Source organism: Ruegeria sp. CDSC025 (genome assembly GCF_059610805.1).
The window spans coordinates 27,709-44,539 of record NZ_JBXWOJ010000010.1 but is presented as its reverse complement, the minus strand read 5'-3'; the positions used below and the strand labels follow the sequence as shown (position 1 = coordinate 44,539).

Below are 16,831 nucleotides of genomic sequence, written 5' to 3'. Positions count from 1 at the left end.
CTGCCTTTCACCGGTTGGTCGAGACACTGCGACCGCGCCCGCATTCCGGTCATTCGCTGCAAGTGCAAATTTTGGCGCTGCACAAACTCACAGGTTGCGGACAATGCAGCCGTTTGATCTACCGCTATTGGGCGGCTCGAAACATCGGAAACAGGGGTGGGGCTTGGTCGGCTTTGATTAGACCCATCTCTTGGAAACCATAGCGCTTATACAGCGATAGATTTGTAGGGTTTGTCGACTCTAAGTAAGCAGGTCTTCCATCTTCGTCACAACGTTTGAGGCAGCATTCAAGCAACGCGGACCCCAACCCTTTTCCTTGGCGAATTGGATCGACCGCAATAAAAGCTAAATGCCAGCAGTCCTCATCGGGATGATAATTGTCCATCTGCCCGAAGGTTTCGAACAACGCATCATGCTTTTCTGATGAGACCGTCTGCTCAAAACAGGCGACAAGCCGTTCTTCGTCAGGGTGAATGCTTGGCGGAAGCCAAAGTGCGCCAGCAGTAAAATCATCGTTTCGAAACGCGCTGCCCTGTTCAAATGCACGCCCTCCAAAGAAGTCCATTACTCGCGGGAAGTGGGTAAGGAAATCGGCAGGTTCAGGATACAACCAGCGCATGAATGGGTCGGCAGAAAATCCTAGAGCAAGTCCGCTTAACAAGCTTTCTGCTTCACTTCGGGTTGATGATCTAAACATGAAATTACCTTTGGTCGTTCCACCTCGATTTTCACGTTTCAGCATGTGGGCCGCAAATACTTGTTGTCAAATGCGCAATTTATTGTCCTGCTCAAGCAACGATGGATGACTGAATTGGGCTGAGGCGTGTGGGGGCAATACAACATTCGGAGGTCGGGCACATTTCACTTGGATGAAGACCGGCCCAAAGCTGACCTCCTTCACCTAGTCAGCATGCTGCGCTGCGGCCCGTCAAACCGGCCGTTCGCTGCATTTGCAAAATCTCAGATCAGGTGAACTCACACTTTGCGGGACAAAGCGCCATTTCGCTTCAGTTGCTCTAATGCCAGCTTTCCACAACCGAATGCAGTTCTCTCAAGCGTCGCGACTGAGGCTGCAATAATCACGTGAACGCAAGTTGATCCGGTTCCACTTAGCGCCATGGTCGTGGCGGGGAGGCCGGGGCCGATCTGGTCCCGCCTCTAACCAACGGCGGCCATCTTCGCGTATTCCCCCGGAGGAGCGCCAACATGACGTGCAAATGCTGTGCTAAACGCACTTGCAGACCCGTACCCTATCATCTCTGATACCTCAGCAATGCCACGGTTGCCTAAGCGCAGCATGTCTTTTGCGAGCGTCATCCGCCAATTCAATAGATAACCCATCGGTGCAATGCCAACGATCCTGCTAAATCGGGTAAAGAAAGCCGACCGCGAAAGGCCAGCTTCCCGTGCGAGTTCAGGAACCGTCCACGGATGATCAGGGGCCGCATGGATCGCACGTAACGCCACTCCGATACGTGCGTCGGTTAGACCACTTATTAATGCAGACATCTCGTTCGGCTGGGATGTGGATCGGAAGGCTTCGATCAGAAGGATCTGCAACAAATGCTCCACGACTGCATCCCGCGCTGGTCGATCAGCGCGCGCCTCGCATTGCACCATCGATGCCAACGTTGCCAAACGATCCTCTCCCTGCACAAGGATCATTTCCGGCAAAAGCGACACCAAAAGCTCTGCATCCGGGCTGCCAAAGCTGCAATGTCCAACCAGCATTTCAACCTCTGCCGGTCCGTCCAAGGTGCCAATCCGTGTGATCCCATCCACTCCGGCAACAGGTTGGCTAACAAGCCCCGTCGGAGGTGGAGGAATAAGACTGGACACAGCAAACGGGGAGATGGCGGGAATGAGAACGAAACTCCCGGCAGTCAAGTTGACAGGCGCATGGCCATCAACCTCCAGCTTGGCCTGCCCGGCCAACAGCATGCAGTAAAACACTTCGTCTACGTCATCACGGCAAACGCGGAACGGACCGGACGCATGCGCCAGTTTTGTAGAGGGCGCCTGTGGGCGCAGAAGCGAGATCACTTCGGAGAGGGGATCCGCCATTTCGGACTCTCAACAATAAAATACGGATTTCTGTTTATAGAAAATCTCTCAATCTTTGACAAGATATGAGGCACCACAACAGAAACCAGAAGGAGACAACACTATGAAAACCGTATTGATCACCGGATGCTCTTCAGGCTTCGGACTTGAGACTGCCCGTCATTTCCTTGATCAAGGTTGGTCGGTTGTCGCAACAATGCGCACACCCGATCCAACCGTGTTGCCTGCCTCAGACCGCCTGCACATTCTGCCGCTGGACGTATCAGATCATGGCAGTATCGCCCGCGCAGTTGAGGCCGCTGGACCAATCGACGCATTGGTCAACAACGCAGGTATCGGATGGCTCGGTGCCTTTGAAGGCACACCAGATGCAACCGTTCGCTCGCTCTTCAAGACGAACGTCTTTGGCACGTTCGAAATGATCCGAGCTGTCTTGCCACAGATGCGCGCCCAAGGCAGCGGCGTCATCGTCAACGTTTCCTCAAGCGTGACGATGAAACCGCTCCCCCTCTTGTCCGCCTATACCGCGAGTAAGGCGGCGGTGAACGCATACACGGAATGTCTCGCGCTGGAACTGGCGCCGTTGGGCATCCGCACGCGGTTGGTTTTGCCTGGACAAGCGCCAAGCACCAGCTTTGGCAGCAATGCACGAGCTCTTATGTCTGAAGCACACGACACGCCCGGCGCCTATCAGGCCTTCATCGATCAAGTGATGGCGTCATTCATGGAAAACGCATCCAAAGAACCGACACATCCTTCCGATGTTGTGGCGGCGGTTTGGAGGGCTGTAACGGATGAGAATTGCCCATTCCGCGTACCCGCAGGCAGTGATGCTGTTGCCCTTGCTGCGTAATTCAAATCGGAAAAGCAGCGGTTTGCGCCGCTGCGTTTCTGCCGACGCCGCCTTGGCTCACGCTGGTTGTGCGCCAAGGCCAACAGCAATGAAGCGTGCAATCTTGTCCAGATCCTGTCGGTGCACGCGCCCGCCAGTCACAATAATCCGCCAGTACAGAATGCTTGCAAGCGCATCATTTGCCAGGTCAATGTCCGCGCACTTAGGCAATTCGCCGCGAGCGATGGCACGCTCGACAATCGTCGCCCCACGAGCCCGGCGCTCATATTGTAGTGTCGTTCGTATCTCTGTGCTCAGCAAACTTGTACGGGCCATTTCGGCATGCAAGTCTGGCAGAATGCGCTTGATCAAAGGGTGCCTCAGAACACGGCGCAAGGAAAGCAGGGTCAGCCGCAGGTCTTCAATCAAGGACCCGGTGTCGGGGATCGGTGTTAGGTTGAGGCCAACGGCGCTGATCACATCAATTGCCATCTCGTGTTTCGAGGACCAGCGCCGATAAAGTGCAGCTTTTCCAACCCCCGCCCGCTTTGCGACACGCTCCAGACTAAGTGTGCCAATCCCTGTGCGCGCCCATTCCTCAAAGAAAGCCCGCGTCAGCGCATCCGTGACCGATGTCCGCATCACCGCCGCCCCGCTGGGCACTCGCGTGGATGGCTCTGCCGTAGAATTTTCGTCGGAACGGTTGCGTTCCATTCATTTACTCCCTATATGGTCGATACGCTACCGTTCCATCGAAAAAGGAGACTTGTCAATGACTGTTGAGCAAACCCGTTTTGAAGGTCTGACTGACATATTGCGGGAAGGCCTTGGCCAGCGGATCGACCCTACCGCCGAAAGCTTTCTCGACATGTTCGCGGAGGACTGCGTGTTTGAGGCGCCTTATGCACCCCCTGGCTTCATCAAGCGCATCGACGGGCGCGACGCGTTGGCGCGCTACTTGAAGGTTTTGCCTGATCTCATTCGCATCGACGACTTTTTTGACCTGCGTGTCAGCGAGATGGCAGACCGCAACAAGGTTGTTCTGGAGTTTTCTGGCAGCGGCGAAGGGCGCACTGGCGCGCCCTACGATCAGAAATGGATCTCCGTCATCGAAACACGGGACGGAAAGATCACCTACTACGCTGACTATTGGGACCCGCGCATCACGCTAGCCGCGACCGGAGATGCCGTGCCCAACCCTGAAGGGAAAGGATTTACCCGTGCGTAACACCATCTTGATCACCGGCGGAACCGGAACAACCGGTCGCCGCATATCCGCACAGCTTGCTGACCGCCGCCTTGCTTATCGCGTCGCAACACGACGTCCCAAAGCGGCGCACGACATTCGCTTTGATTGGAGCGATGAAACCTCATGGGCTGCAGCACTGGAAAGCGTTTCGAGCATTTATCTGGTCGCACCAAGCGGCGTTGCCGTGCCTCTGCCAGCGATGATCCCATTTATGGAATTGGCCATCCGCCAAGGTGTGAAACGATTTGTCCTACTCAGCGCGTCTTCGCTCGAAGCAGGGGGGCCGATGATGGGTGCGGTTCATGCCTGGTTGCGCGATCATGCTCCGGAATGGGTCGTTCTACGCCCGACATGGTTCATGCAGAACTTTTCCGAAGGGCAGCTGCTTGCGCCCATTCGGGATCAAGGCGCAATCCATACCGCGACCGGTCGCGGTCGGGTTGGCTTCATCGACGCCGAAGATATCGCGACGGTCGCCGTCGAAGCGTTGTCTCAGAACGCGTTTGCGTCCGACGATCTCATCCTGACCGGCCCCGCTGTACTAAGTTATGACGACGTGGCGAAAATTCTGACCGAGGTGACAAAGAACCCGGTCACTCATCATAATCTCAGCGAAGCAGAGCTATCGGTACGGTACAGGGCAGCAGGTTTACCAGAAGCCTATGCGACAACGCTTGCAGCCATGGACACAAGTATTGCCGAGGGCTCAGAAGACCGCGTCACCGACAACGTTTTGCGCATTACCGGCCGTCAGCCATCCAGTTTGGCGGATTTCGCGGCCCGTCACAAAGCAGTCTGGCGTGCGCACGTCGAGGCATAGGCCATCCCAAATCATATGGAAAATCGAAATGGAAAACGCGACAAAGAGAACAGCAATTGTCACCGGCGCCTCCCGCGGCATCGGTGCAGCCATAGCGCAGCGACTTGTAGCCGAAGGTTTGAATGTTGTTGTCAACTATGCGGGCAATCAAACCGCTGCCCAAAAGGTCGTTGACGAAATCAAAGCCGCGGGTGGGCACGCCATCTCCGTAAAAGCCGATGTCTCGGACCCAGCCGAAGTCGCGCACCTGTTCGAGGCAGCTCAAGAGAAATTTGGTGGTGTCGATGTACTTGTGAACAATGCTGGCATTATGAAACTTGCCTCTATCGCCCAAAGCGATGACGCACTGTTCGACAGTCAGGTTGCTGTAAACCTTAAAGGGACATTCAACACGTTGCGCGAGGCAGCGGACCGTCTTCGCGACGGAGGTGCTATCATCAATTTCTCCTCAAGCGTTGTGGGGCTAAAGCTTGAGAACTATGGCGTCTATGCAGGCATCAAGGCTGCGGTAGAGGTCATGACATCGATATTCGCCAAAGAGTTGCGGGGTCGCGCGATCACTGTGAACGCAGTCGCGCCCGGACCGACAGCAACGGACCTTTTTCTTGATGGAAAACCCCAAGAGGTCGTGGACCGGATGGCAAAAATGGCCCCGCTTGAGCGACTGGGCACCCCAGAAGACATCGCAAGCGTCGTTGCATTCTTAGCCAAGCCGGATAGTGCTTGGATCAACGGCCAGACCATGCGCGCGAATGGTGGAATTGTGTGAGAATGGCCGCACTTTGACTAACGTTACATTATCACCGTTCAGAAACGCCTCCTGGATGCATGGCTGCATTGCGCTATCGCGCCTTGTGTGGGGTTCGGTTCCGAATATGTAACCAATAGTGTCAGACTAAGTGATCTGACAGACCGGAGATGGTTCAATGAAAAAGATCGACGTAAAACAAGACTATAAACGGTCAAAGTTCCTGATCGTCGCTATGGTGGTACAGATTGTCCTGGTTTGGATTTTTATGGCCATCTATCTGGCGTGGTTGAACTGACCGCCAAGACGGAGATAGTACGGGTTAGGTTCACTTGCACAGTACCGAAACACCGCCAAATCCATCGGATGGCGATGCCTAGAATTTTCCACTTATGCCGCAGCAATATCGGATAGTTCCAAGTCTGCGTCCTTGAGTTGCCGTGCAATAATCTCATTAAATGTTTGAGTTGGGTTGGTCTCAGCGAGCATTCCGACTCTTATCCAAAACTCCGCTTGGGCGTTGATCGACCGGCACATCACCGTGCTGGCCTTACGAATATCCTCATGTAGTCCGTCTTCAATCTTCACGATGCCCATCGTTAGGTCTTCCATTTTATTATACGAAACATATACGAATCGTATATAATCTTCAGATCGACTAAATCCATAGGAAACCAAATGGACAGCTACATCAACCTCCCCGTTGCGCCCCCCGCGCAAGATGCACGCAGGACTGAAAGCATCAAACTTTATGGGGCGGATGCGTTTGATGGGATGCGTCATGCAGGCGGCTTGACTGCGGCATGTTTGGACGGTGTCGCTGACCTCGTAGCTCCCGGAGTTTCGCTATCCGAGATCAACAGCTACGTGCTGGACTTCGCGGCATCGCATAGCGCAGTTCCTGCGACCCTCGGGTACAAGGGCTACAAATACGCCTGCTGCACCTCAGTGAACCACGTGGTTTGCCACGGATTCCCGAAAGAGAAAAAGTTGCGCGACGGTGATATCGTCAATGTCGATGTCACCCTGATCCTTGATGGCTGGCACGGCGATTCAAGCCGGATGTATGCGATCGGCAAGCCGAAACGCGCAGCAGAACGACTGATCCAGGTCACCCACGAAGCGATGATGCTTGGGATCAAAGCAGTACGTCCTGGCGCACGGCTCGGCGACATTGGTCATGCAATCCAATCCCATGCAAAATCGGAACGCTGTTCGGTCGTGCGGGACTTTTGCGGGCATGGCATTGGACAGGTGTTTCACGACTCGCCCAATATCCTTAATTTTGGCAAGGCTGGCGAGGGACCAGTGTTACGTGAAGGGATGATTTTTACCGTCGAACCGATGGTCAACCTGGGTCGAGGGGAGGTCAAAATGCTAGCTGATGATTGGACCGCTGTAACTCGCGATAGATCGCTGTCAGCTCAGTTTGAACACTCGATCGGTGTGACAGCGGATGGCTTCGAGATATTCACGCGATCAGCCAAGGGTCTTCATGCACCCGGCGTTACACTCAAGGAAGCATCTGCTTAGGACGGCCCTTTCCGGACCTTCGGACTACCTTCAAGATGCTGGGCTCGCAGCCCGCTTACCGGACATTCGCTGCAGGCGCATACTTCGACGCTGGTCGAACTTACGGATTGCAAGACGTAACTGCCACCCAACTGGAATAGGTAAATGCCGGGTATCGCGCAATCACGGACATTGCCCTTGGCTCTTTAGGGAGGTCCTGCGGTTAGCGCGGAAGTGTGGTGGCCAGTCTCGGTCCGGCGGCCGGATCGGCATTCATGTGCGGGGGGCGCAGGTTGAGCCAGCGCTGGTCGTTTGACCGGTGGGCCACCAGGCTTTTCAATCCACAGATCAACCCTTCCTCCTGTGCTGCTTTGCGATGGGTTTCCAGTCCCGGTTGCAGCGTGTCTGCTCCGCTCTGGTCACCATCCCGCACAGCTTCATACATGGCCCTGATCGCAGTGATGTTCGAATTGCAGCTTGCCGAAATGCAGCCGCCTGCGCCGAGCGCCATTGCTCTGGCCAGCAGTGTTTCAGAAGCAGGAAAGACGGATAGGCCCGGCGCCGCCCGGATGACGGAGGCGGTATTGTCCCAGTCACCCGAGCTGTCCTTGTAGGCCACCACATGGTCGGGAAAGGCCTCGTTTAACCGGGCGGATAGGGCCGGCGATATCGGCACCCCCGTGTTCTGCGGGATGTTATAGAGGATGATCCGCGGGGCCTTGTCCCCCAGGGTTTCGATCAACTGGCCGTAGTAACGATACAGCCCCTCGTCGTCGGGCGGGTAGAAAAACGGCGGCAGGACCATCGCCGCAGCACAGCCCAGATCAGCCGCATGACGGGTAAGCGTGACGGTATCTTCGAGATTGCATAGCCCGGTGCCCGGCATAAGCTGTTCGGGCGGCACTGTGCCTGATGCAACAAGCTGTTCGAGCACGCCCATGCGTTCACTCATGGTGTTCGAGCTAGCCTCGCCGGTGGTCCCGAAAGGCGAGAGGTAATGTGCACCGCCCTCCAGACAAAACGCGGCATGGTCCAGATAAAGGCCCTCTGCGATGGAAAGGTCATCCTCATAGGGGGTGAGCAGCGGGGTCACGACCCCTGTCAAGCGGGCTTTCAAAGCGTTTCCTTCAATACCCACGGGCCGGGTCCACGATATTGACCAGCCCCTCGCCGCGCATCCAGCGGCCGAGGTTTTGTAGGAATAGTTCGAACGAGGCTTCTTCCCATTCGGCAAAGACTGACGAACAATGCGGTGAGATGATCACATTTTCCAGCGCCCATAGCGGGCTTATCTCGGGCAGGGGTTCGGTCTCGAACACGTCGAGTGCCGCCGCCGCCACATGCCCGACGCTCAGTGCATCGTAGAGGGCGGTCTGATCCACCACGCCGCCACGCGAGACATCGGCGAAGATTACGCCGGGTTTCATCGCCGCGATCTCCTGCGCGCCGATCAACCCGCGCGTTGCGGGGATAAGCGGGGTCGAGACCGCGATGAAATCCGCGTGCGGCAAAAGGTCGTGCAGATCATCCGCCGCGTGCACCTCATCGACATGTTCCATCGGCTCTGGCCGGGCGCGGGTCCCCAGAACCTTCATACCGAAAGCCCTGGCGCGCGCCGCCACCGCCTGACCGGTATGACCCAGCCCGATAATCAGGAGCGTCTTGCCCGCCAGCGGCCTGACTGTGCGGGCATTCCAGACCCGCGCGTCCTTGTCCTGTTGCAGGCCCGAGATATCCAGCGTGAAATGCAAAAATCCGCCGAAGATGTATTCCGCCATCATCCCGGCCGCCACGCCCGCAGCATTTGTAACGGTGGTCTTCTGAGGGTCCCATTGGCCGAAATGGTCAGTACCCGCCCCGCCATTGGCGACCCAGCGCGGGCCACCCGCGCCAAACAGCGCGTCGCGCGGAAAGCCCGGAGTGCCTGCGAAGCGAACCGAGTAAACAATTTCGGGCCGGTAGCTGTCGATCAGGGCGGGAAGCGTTTCGTAACTGTTGCACTCACGATATTCCGCCTGCGGGAACGCGGCGCGCAACCATCGGGCAAGCGGCGCCGTATTGCTGTTATGCAGAACAATACGCGGCGTGTCAGACATGGTTTTCCTCCATAGACGCACGAACAAGTGCTGTCAGTTCACTGAATTTGGCTTCCGGCTGCATCAGCCGCTCGCGCATCTCCCAGAGCGCCGTGACGCGGGGCTCTGGGTGTGCGGCGGTCATCATGCGGAATTTTGCCTCGACCTCGCTCATGTCCATGGGCGCTTCGGGTCCGCCACGCGCGTGCACGTCGCCTGAGGCAAGCCTGCTGCCGTCCTTCAGCGTCACAATGACATCGGACCACCGCCCGGCGGGAAAGCGTTTGCTGTGCCGATCTTCCTCACGCACTGCAATCAGCGCCAGCATTTCGGCCACCTTCGGGTCGCTCAGGGCTGTACCGGTAATGTGCCCCGGCCCGATCCGGCCATGCACCAGCATCACGGCCAGCGCGAAGGGAAGGGAATACTGGGCCTGCGATGTGGTTGCGGGCATGCCGGGGAACAGCGCCGCGGCCTCGGAAAATGTGTTCACCTCGATCCGGGTCACGTCGCCTGCGGAGAAACCGTGATCCCGCATCAGACCGGACAAAGCATCAAGCGCCGCATGCGCCCAGCGGCAGATCGGATAGGGCTTGATGTAGTTGTGCTCGATGGTCCAGACCTTGCCCAGATCAGACCAGCAATCTTCCACCTCATCAGCCTCGACAGTGATAGCAGGCGCACCGGTAAAACCGTCCATCGCCAGCAACGCCGCCATCGCCCCCACCAGCGCGCCCATACCTGACCCATCGTGCAACATCGTCGGATTGGCGATCTCGCGCATCATCTGGCTGCGCGGGCCGTGGTACTCGGCAATCCCGAGCGCCTGGCGCAGCTGGCCGGGATTTGCGCCCAGCAGACGGCACCCCAGCGCCGCCACGCCCAGCGCGTTCCATGACCCGGATGTGTGATAGTCGCTAACTGTTGCATGCAAGGCAAAGGCTGCTCGGGAAGCGACCTCATAGGACATGACGAGCGCAGATAGTGCATCGCGCGCGGAAAGCTCTGGTCGGGCTTCGGCGAAGGCAAACAGTGCGGGCACCACAGCGCAGCCGATATGACCCTTGGTTGGATTGAGGCCATCGTGGGCGTCGAGGTTGTCGATCTGGGTCGCAGCGGCAAAGACGGCACCGGGGATTGAGGCGCGGCGGCCATCGAACATCAAATGGGCCGCGTGTTCCGGGGCACCTGCGCCGTGAAAGGCAAAGGCGTGATCGCGCGCAATCCGTCCCGCCTCCATATGCGCAGCCCCTGCCGCCACGCCGAATGTGTCGATCAGCAGCGTCGCGGCCACGTTAAGCGCGCTTTGCGGCATGTCTTGGCCCGCAAGCACGAATTCGGCGATCCGGTCAAAGTTCATAGCCGTTCCCTTTCCAGTAACTGGCCATATCCCGGCAGGGCTTCGCTGATACCGGCAAGCTGCATGGCCTGAAACATCATCGCCTGGTTCGAGCTGATCACCGGCTTGCGCACTTCAGCCTCCAGACGGCCAATGCTCTCGACACTCCGCATGTCGGTGCAGGACAGCACAATTGCTTCGGCCTCTGGATGGTCGGTGGCAAGGCCCAGGTCGAACACCGCCTGCGGGTCCAGATTGCCCTGTCCGTAGTTGTCCAACGCATCGCTGACCTCGGACCGGGCCACGGTTTCAAAACCGGTCTCGGCCAGAAATCCGACGGCCAAGTCGTTGATCGCAGATACGTAAGGCGAGGCAAAACCGATGCGGTTCACGCCCAGAGTTTGCAGCGCATGCACCAGTGCCCCGGCTGCCGTTACGGTCTCGGCCCCACTATCGGCCTTGATCCGTTCGGCAAGCGCACGGTCGAAGGCCGGGCCATGGGTCAGCGTGGCCGAGGTACAGCCATAGAGGATCACATCCGGGCGCACACCCTGCAACAGGTGCAGCGGTTCATCCAGATCAGCCGCGCCCAGCCCGTGCATCTGGTCCGCATCCGGGATCTCGTTCTGATCATAGCCCCCCATACGGGCAAAATGCATGGACACGCCGTCAGGGCGTAAAAGCGCCATGTCAGGTTCGAGATTTGTATTGGTGAAGGGCACCAGAATGCCGAACCGGGCACGTCCGCGCGATTGTGTCATGTCTTTTCCCCCTCTGCCCTGCGTTCCAGAATCCCGGCGGCGATGTCGATATCTACCGCGACACCGATGGTCGCGCGTAGGCAATCTGCAAGCCCAGCCCCGCCTTGCGGACGCAGAAACACACCCTCCGCACGAAGGGCTTCGTCAGCGCGGTGCGCCTTCTCCGGGCTTGCAAATCGGATCAGGATGAAATTGGTGAAACTCTCTGGCACGTCCAACCCGGCCTGCATCAGCCGTTGGCGCAACCCATCGCGCAGTCTCACCGTTTTCTGACAGGTCGCACGCATATAGCCCTGATCCAAGAGTGCGGCTTTTGCGGCCGCCTGACCGGCAAGCGAGATGTTGTTGGGGTTCATCACCTTGCGGATCTCGCCAGCAATCTCCGCCGGGAACAGCCCCCAACCCACCCGCATACCGGCCAGCCCATATGCCTTGGAGAAGGTGCGCAGTACCACCGTATCGCCATGTTCGACCAGATCGAACATGGGCTCACCCAGATGATCGGCAAATTCGCCGTAGGCTTCGTCGATCACCAGCAGGGTATCGCCCGACAAGCCCTCGCGCAGACGAACAAGGTCTGCGCGTGAGATACGGGTGCCGGTGGGGTTGCCGGGATTGGCAACGAATACGATGCGGGTGTCGGGCCGTACAGCAGCCAGCAGAGCATCGACCGAAACGCGCCCGTCGCATTCAGGGGCCACATCAAAGCGCGCCTGCACCAGCTGCGCGGCTGTTCGGAAGAAGGGATAGGCGTGCTGCGGGGCCAGCACCGCGTTTTGCTCATCGGCAAAAGCCTGCACGAGGCAGGCGATCAGCTCCATCGAACCGTTGCCGCACAGGATACCTTCTGCGGGGATGCCGTGCAGACCAGACAGCGCCAAACGCAATTCGCCCCAGTCCGGATCGGGATAGAGATGCCCTGCCTTCAGCGCTTGCGCACCGGCCTCGATGGCAAGCGGGCTGGGTGGGCGTGGGCTTTCGTTCTGAGACAGCGAGATCAGGCGCTTTACCTCGGGCGCGTTCAGTTGAGCCAGGGCATAGGGCGACATGGAGGCTATATGGGCAACGGGGCTGATCATGGCTTCATCCCATAGACTTCGCGCGCCACCTTCCGGCTTATCAAACCTTCCTCAAGGTCACGCTGAACATCTTCGCGCGGGCGATCCTGCGGATTACCAAAACCGCCACCGCCCGGGGTTTCGAAGATCAGAGTTTCACCTGCCTTCACCCGGACCTCGCCCTTGCCGGGCAGGTCAGGCCCTTCCTGGCCAATGCGGATGCGTCCCGGCGCACCGTTTGCTGCGCCAAACCGCCCGCGTGCGGGGTTCAGAACCCGTTCGACCGAAAGAAACAGCATGAAATCCTCATCTACCGCAGATCGCATCTCGATATGCTGACCCAGCCCGCCGCGTGTCCGCCCGGGCCCACCACTGTCGGGCTTGAGCTCGCGCCGGGTGATCAGAACCGGCGCGACCGCCTCGGTGGTTTCCACCTGCGAGCCCCAGACGCCCGAGGGAAAAGCGGTGGCCGACAGCCCGTCCAGACCAGGCCGTGCGCCAGTTCCGCCGCTGAACACCAATTCCAGCGCGAATTGTGTGCCGCCCTGCGAAACCGCCTCGGGAGTGTGGCGCAGCGGCAGGTTATACATGCAGGATGCGCCCTCGGCAGGCACCTGATCCGGCAGAACCTGTGACAGGCAGCCATAGACCAGATCGGGTGTCATCTGGCCCAGCGTGTGGCGCATGGCCACCGGCGCAGGCGGCTGTGCGTTCAGGATGCAGTTTTTTGGCCCGATGACACGGAAGGGTGCGAGCGAGCCCGCGTTGTTGGGAATATCCGGCCCGATGATGCAGCGAAGGGCAAACACTGAATATGCAGTGGCATAGTTGAGCGGCACGTTGATGCCCTTGTTCGACAGGCCCGATGTGCCGGAGAAATCCAGTGCAACGCGATCCTCGGCAATGGTCAGGGCAGCATGCAGATCAATCTCTTGCTCATATCCGTCCACTTTCAGAACATTGTGCCATGTCCCATTGGGCAATTCCGCGATGGCCTCAATCGTACCGCGATATGAGGTGTCGATGATGTAGTCGGCCAGTTCATCCAGATGGTCGATGCCGAACTCATCCATCATGCCCGCAAGCCGCTCCGCGCCGGCCTCGCAACAGGCGATCAGCGCATAGATGTCGCCCTCGTTGGCGACGGGTTCGCGCGAATTGGCTTTGACGATCTCCATCAGGAGGGAGTTCAACATACCCTCGTCCATCAGTTTGCAGGGCGGGATGAGCAGCCCCTCGTCATAGATATCCGTGCCCTCTGGCCCCATGCCAAGCCCGCCCAGATCGACCAGATGCGAGGTGCAGGAGGTAAAGCCGACCACGCAATCTTTATAAAACACCGGCATCATCAGCAGGAAATCGTTCAGATGCCCCGAGGCAATCCAGGGATCATTAGTCAGATAAATGTCGCCGGGCTTCATATCCTGAAGCTGAAACCGGCTGCGCAGGGTCTTTACCGCCTCGGCCATGGTATTGATATGACCTGGCGTGCCAGTCACGGCCTGGGCGAGCATCCGGCCTTGCAGATCAAAGATGCCGGCGGAAATATCGCCGCATTCGCGCACGATGGGGGAAAAGGCGGCGCGGATCAGCGCCTGACCCTGTTCCTCGACCACGGCCAGAAGCCGGTTCCACATGACCTGCAGGCGGGTGTCGGTGGTGCTCATTGGTCGCCCTCCCGGTTGCGTGTGAGCCAGATATTGCCGCCGCCATCCACGTGCGCCGCGAAATCGGCACTGACGAATGTGGTAGTCTGCGGCTCGATGATCAGGGCGGGGCCATCAAGATGGTCGCCGGGTCTGAGCACCCCGCGCTCATGGATTTCCGCCTCGCGCCATTCACCGGTGACATCGCACAGGACGCGCCGCTGCCCGGACGGTTGCGCGGGCTGTTTCACGAGGATTTCGGGGTAATGCTCCAGCGCTGGCGGTTCGGAAGCAACCTCAAGCGCCCAGTTCAGGATCTCGATCTTCATGCCCGGCACAGCGCGGCTGAACTGGCGGCTGTATTCCTCCTCGAAGGCGCGGCGAAGTGCAGGAATATCCGTCTCTTCCAAAGCCCGGTCAGGCAGCGGGATTTCAATCTCGTGCCCCTGCCCGTGATAACGCATGAAAGCCTGCCGCCGCCGGGTCAGCAGGCCCTCTGGCGCACCTGCCCTCACCACGGCCTCGGCCTCGACGATCATTGCGCCAAAAAAGGCGTTGAGCCCATCCAGATCAAGCGTCTCAAGTGTGCTATAGCGCGAGCGGATGATCTCGAAAGAGACCGGCGCGAACAGGAACCCCACTGCCGAGCCGACCCCGGGATCGCGCGGGATCAAAATGCGGTCAACCTGCGCACGCCGCGCCACCCGGGTGGCATGCAGGGGGCCATTGCCGCCAAAGGCGATCATCAGCCACGCGTTCAGATCCTTGCCCGACTCCACCGCGTGCATTCGCCCTGCGGCGGCCATGTTCTCATCCACGATCTCGCTGACCCCATAGGCGGCCTGTACGGCCTCAAGCTCCAGCGTCTGCCCGACGCCCAAGGCAAGCGCCCTTTCCGCCGCCTCCATGTCGATCCTGAGCCGCCCTTCGGCAAAGCGTCCGGGTTCGATCAGCCCCTGCATCACGTCGGCATCGGTCACCGTCGGCTCGGTTCCGCCCTTGGCAAAGGCGGCGGGTCCGGGCTCGGACCCCGCGCTCTCTGGTCCGACCTGCAGGCGGCCCAACCGATCCACATGGGCGATCGAGCCGCCGCCCGCGCCGATCTCGATCATTTCGATCACCGGGATGCGCACCGGCATGCCCGAGCCCTTGATGAACCTCGCCGCGCGCGCGATTTCGAACTTGCGCGCGGTCTGCGGACGGTATCGGTCGATCAGACACAGCTTGGCCGTCGTGCCCCCCATATCGAAACTCAGCACCTCGCGCTCGCCGGTCTCGGCAGCGATGCGCGCGGCCAGAATGGCCCCTCCAGCAGGGCCGGATTCCACCAGCCGGATCGGCAGACGCGCGGCGGTTTCCATCGTCGTCATGCCACCGCCCGCGGTCATCATCAGGATCGGGCAAGTCAGCCCCTCATTACTGAAACGTGCCTGGAAATCGGTCAGGTAGCTGGCCATCTGAGGCTGGATATAGGCGTTGGCGATGGTGGTTGAGAGCCTGTCGAATTCACGCGCCTCGGGGCTGACCTCATGCGATAGCGAGATCACCAGATTGGGCATTGCCGCCAGCAGAAGATCGCGCAGCCTCAGTTCATGTGCCGGGTTGGCGTAGGCATGCATCAGACAGATCGCTACGGCTTCGGTGCCACAGGCCGCTAGTTCCCCAGCCAGTCGGGCAACGCCCTCCTCATCGAGCGGTTGCAACACCTGCCCACGCGCATCCATCCGCCCTCCGATGGTAAAGGCACGCGAACGCGGCACGATCAGATCAGGTTTGACCAGGTTAATATCATACTGGCTGTAGCGGCGTTCATAGGCGATCTCGAGAATATCGCGGAACCCCTCACTCGTCACCGTGGCCACAACCGACCCGCGCCGCTCGATCAGAGCATTGGTGGCCAGTGTCGTGCCATGGATGAAGCCGCCGATTTGCGACCAGTCTGCCCCTGTCGCGGCCAACACATGTTCGGCACCCGCAAGCGCCCCAAGGGTCGGGTTTTCAGGGGTGGTCGGTGTTTTGGTGGTGGCAAGGATATGCCCCTGCCCATCAACCAGGACTGTGTCAGTGAAAGTGCCACCAATATCGACGGCAAGGCGTAACCCGTTCGTGTTGTGCATGTAGAGAAACCAAAAAAGCGGGAAAGTCAGAAGAGGTGTGGATACCCGGTTCAGCAACTGCTGAATCGGCCAATAGGCAGCTTCACGTCATACCACGAGATCACAGCCGATTGCCCGACGTCCCTGGTTTACCATCATGCATTGCGCCATATTTGGCCGCTCTCGCTCTTTCCAACTTCAGAAAGGCTGCCCGAGCACAGGACGGGCTGTCAACAGAAATGTGAACCTGTCCAGCAGGCACTCGCGATCGCAGTGTTACTTGCAGATGGCAGCAACCAACTCACATATCAGTGTTCGTTCTCAGGAAATTTTCCCATGACTAATGTCCGGTTTCACCAGTATTTCACACCTTCGGGCAAGCTGCAGCATTTGTTATTTTGGGCTCACGGCCGCCGTTAGATCGATCGCAGCATCTTGGCCAGAAAGTGCCACAGCCCCTAGCAAGGACGGCCCCAACCGGACCTTCAGCCTGTAGACTCTATGCTACGGCGCGGCCCGTCGAACCTGCCGTTCGCTGCGAGCGCAAAATCAAAGGCTGCCTGAACTTAGACATGCGGGACAAAGCTGACGTTTGCGGTATGGCTACCAAAGTCCGCTATTGTTCCGGGCA

Annotated in this window: 16 protein-coding genes; 5 read left to right on the top strand and 11 right to left on the bottom strand. The window is 58.7% G+C overall.

Translation table 11 applies throughout. From position 1 onward, the window contains the following. Positions 1–124 precede the first annotated feature (124 nt). Positions 125–742 (bottom strand): GNAT family N-acetyltransferase, encoded by a 618-nt coding sequence (locus AC2FH8_RS14565; protein ID WP_480596544.1) that lies wholly within the window; start codon positions 740–742, stop codon positions 125–127. 416 nt (positions 743–1,158) lie between these two features. Further along, complete coding sequence (locus tag AC2FH8_RS14560; RefSeq protein ID WP_170510884.1) at positions 1,159–2,064, bottom strand: AraC family transcriptional regulator; 906 nt, start codon at positions 2,062–2,064, stop codon at positions 1,159–1,161. Between the two features lie 103 nt (positions 2,065–2,167). Between AC2FH8_RS14560 and AC2FH8_RS14555 the strand changes: the two genes are divergently transcribed. Next, entirely contained in the window at positions 2,168–2,917 is a 750-nt protein-coding gene (locus tag AC2FH8_RS14555) for an SDR family oxidoreductase (RefSeq protein WP_496690090.1), read from the top strand. Between the two features lie 57 nt (positions 2,918–2,974). Here the strand turns inward: AC2FH8_RS14555 and AC2FH8_RS14550 are convergent, their stop codons facing one another. Beyond that, positions 2,975–3,610, bottom strand: a complete 636-nt coding sequence (locus AC2FH8_RS14550) for a TetR/AcrR family transcriptional regulator (RefSeq protein WP_170510879.1) — start codon at positions 3,608–3,610, stop codon at positions 2,975–2,977. 58 nt (positions 3,611–3,668) lie between these two features. Between AC2FH8_RS14550 and AC2FH8_RS14545 the strand changes: the two genes are divergently transcribed. Genes AC2FH8_RS14545 through AC2FH8_RS14535 form a run of 3 tightly spaced genes read left to right on the top strand, consistent with a single transcriptional unit; the run spans position 3,669 to position 5,734 of the window. Beyond that, the gene (locus AC2FH8_RS14545; protein WP_170510876.1) at positions 3,669–4,124 is read left to right on the top strand and encodes a nuclear transport factor 2 family protein; all 456 of its coding nucleotides are present in this window, start codon (positions 3,669–3,671) and stop codon (positions 4,122–4,124) included. Next, entirely contained in the window at positions 4,117–4,965 is an 849-nt protein-coding gene (locus tag AC2FH8_RS14540; protein ID WP_170510873.1) for an ergot alkaloid biosynthesis protein, read from the top strand. The genes AC2FH8_RS14545 and AC2FH8_RS14540 overlap by 8 nt, the downstream gene beginning before the upstream one ends. A 28-nt stretch (positions 4,966–4,993) precedes the next feature. Continuing rightward, a complete protein-coding gene (locus tag AC2FH8_RS14535; protein ID WP_170647749.1) occupies positions 4,994–5,734 on the top strand; it encodes an SDR family oxidoreductase in 741 nt (246 codons plus the stop codon). A 369-nt stretch (positions 5,735–6,103) separates the two neighbouring features. On the opposite strand, the gene AC2FH8_RS14530 is transcribed toward AC2FH8_RS14535, so the two are convergent. Next, complete coding sequence (locus AC2FH8_RS14530) at positions 6,104–6,310, bottom strand: ParD-like family protein (RefSeq protein WP_170510867.1); 207 nt, start codon at positions 6,308–6,310, stop codon at positions 6,104–6,106. 81 nt (positions 6,311–6,391) lie between these two features. On the opposite strand from AC2FH8_RS14530, the gene map reads away from it, so the two are divergent. Further along, a complete protein-coding gene (gene map / locus AC2FH8_RS14525; protein WP_170510864.1) occupies positions 6,392–7,246 on the top strand; it encodes a type I methionyl aminopeptidase in 855 nt (284 codons plus the stop codon). 202 nt (positions 7,247–7,448) lie between these two features. On the opposite strand, the gene AC2FH8_RS14520 is transcribed toward map, so the two are convergent. From AC2FH8_RS14520 to AC2FH8_RS14490, 7 genes are read right to left on the bottom strand one after another with little or no spacing between them, the layout of a single operon-like run. Then, a complete protein-coding gene (locus tag AC2FH8_RS14520) occupies positions 7,449–8,318 on the bottom strand; it encodes a dihydrodipicolinate synthase family protein (RefSeq protein ID WP_299799533.1) in 870 nt (289 codons plus the stop codon). 34 nt (positions 8,319–8,352) lie between these two features. Beyond that, positions 8,353–9,321 (bottom strand): D-2-hydroxyacid dehydrogenase, encoded by a 969-nt coding sequence (locus tag AC2FH8_RS14515; protein WP_281995180.1) that lies wholly within the window; start codon positions 9,319–9,321, stop codon positions 8,353–8,355. Continuing rightward, positions 9,314–10,660: an MmgE/PrpD family protein gene (locus AC2FH8_RS14510; protein WP_496690089.1), complete on the bottom strand. Its 1,347-nt coding sequence runs from the start codon at positions 10,658–10,660 to the stop codon at positions 9,314–9,316. Before AC2FH8_RS14510 ends, AC2FH8_RS14515 begins: the two co-directional genes overlap by 8 nt. Then, positions 10,657–11,400, bottom strand: a complete 744-nt coding sequence (locus AC2FH8_RS14505; RefSeq protein ID WP_496690088.1) for a maleate cis-trans isomerase family protein — start codon at positions 11,398–11,400, stop codon at positions 10,657–10,659. The genes AC2FH8_RS14510 and AC2FH8_RS14505 overlap by 4 nt, the downstream gene beginning before the upstream one ends. After that, positions 11,397–12,479 carry a pyridoxal phosphate-dependent aminotransferase gene (locus tag AC2FH8_RS14500; protein WP_281995177.1) on the bottom strand — a complete coding sequence of 361 codons (1,083 nt, stop codon included), beginning with the start codon at positions 12,477–12,479 and terminating at the stop codon, positions 11,397–11,399. The genes AC2FH8_RS14505 and AC2FH8_RS14500 overlap by 4 nt, the downstream gene beginning before the upstream one ends. Beyond that, complete coding sequence (locus AC2FH8_RS14495; RefSeq protein ID WP_281995176.1) at positions 12,476–14,125, bottom strand: hydantoinase B/oxoprolinase family protein; 1,650 nt, start codon at positions 14,123–14,125, stop codon at positions 12,476–12,478. The genes AC2FH8_RS14500 and AC2FH8_RS14495 overlap by 4 nt, the downstream gene beginning before the upstream one ends. Next, complete coding sequence (locus tag AC2FH8_RS14490) at positions 14,122–16,221, bottom strand: hydantoinase/oxoprolinase family protein (RefSeq protein ID WP_281995175.1); 2,100 nt, start codon at positions 16,219–16,221, stop codon at positions 14,122–14,124. The genes AC2FH8_RS14495 and AC2FH8_RS14490 overlap by 4 nt, the downstream gene beginning before the upstream one ends. Positions 16,222–16,831 lie beyond the last annotated feature (610 nt).

Bases quoted from the DNA above. Each gene is read 5' to 3' on its own strand.
- AC2FH8_RS14565 (WP_480596544.1), bottom strand. From the start codon at position 742: ATGCTGAAACGTGAAAATCGAGGTGGAACGACCAAAGGTAATTTCATG.
- AC2FH8_RS14560 (WP_170510884.1), bottom strand. From the start codon at position 2,064: ATGGCGGATCCCCTCTCCGAAGTGATCTCGCTTCTGCGCCCACAGGCG.
- AC2FH8_RS14555 (WP_496690090.1), top strand. From the start codon at position 2,168: ATGAAAACCGTATTGATCACCGGATGCTCTTCAGGCTTCGGACTTGAG.
- AC2FH8_RS14550 (WP_170510879.1), bottom strand. From the start codon at position 3,610: ATGGAACGCAACCGTTCCGACGAAAATTCTACGGCAGAGCCATCCACG.
- AC2FH8_RS14545 (WP_170510876.1), top strand. From the start codon at position 3,669: ATGACTGTTGAGCAAACCCGTTTTGAAGGTCTGACTGACATATTGCGG.
- AC2FH8_RS14535 (WP_170647749.1), top strand. From the start codon at position 4,994: ATGGAAAACGCGACAAAGAGAACAGCAATTGTCACCGGCGCCTCCCGC.
- AC2FH8_RS14530 (WP_170510867.1), bottom strand. From the start codon at position 6,310: ATGGGCATCGTGAAGATTGAAGACGGACTACATGAGGATATTCGTAAG.
- map (WP_170510864.1), top strand. From the start codon at position 6,392: ATGGACAGCTACATCAACCTCCCCGTTGCGCCCCCCGCGCAAGATGCA.
- AC2FH8_RS14515 (WP_281995180.1), bottom strand. From the start codon at position 9,321: ATGTCTGACACGCCGCGTATTGTTCTGCATAACAGCAATACGGCGCCG.
- AC2FH8_RS14510 (WP_496690089.1), bottom strand. From the start codon at position 10,660: ATGAACTTTGACCGGATCGCCGAATTCGTGCTTGCGGGCCAAGACATG.
- AC2FH8_RS14505 (WP_496690088.1), bottom strand. From the start codon at position 11,400: ATGACACAATCGCGCGGACGTGCCCGGTTCGGCATTCTGGTGCCCTTC.
- AC2FH8_RS14500 (WP_281995177.1), bottom strand. From the start codon at position 12,479: ATGATCAGCCCCGTTGCCCATATAGCCTCCATGTCGCCCTATGCCCTG.
- AC2FH8_RS14495 (WP_281995176.1), bottom strand. From the start codon at position 14,125: ATGAGCACCACCGACACCCGCCTGCAGGTCATGTGGAACCGGCTTCTG.
- AC2FH8_RS14490 (WP_281995175.1), bottom strand. From the start codon at position 16,221: ATGCACAACACGAACGGGTTACGCCTTGCCGTCGATATTGGTGGCACT.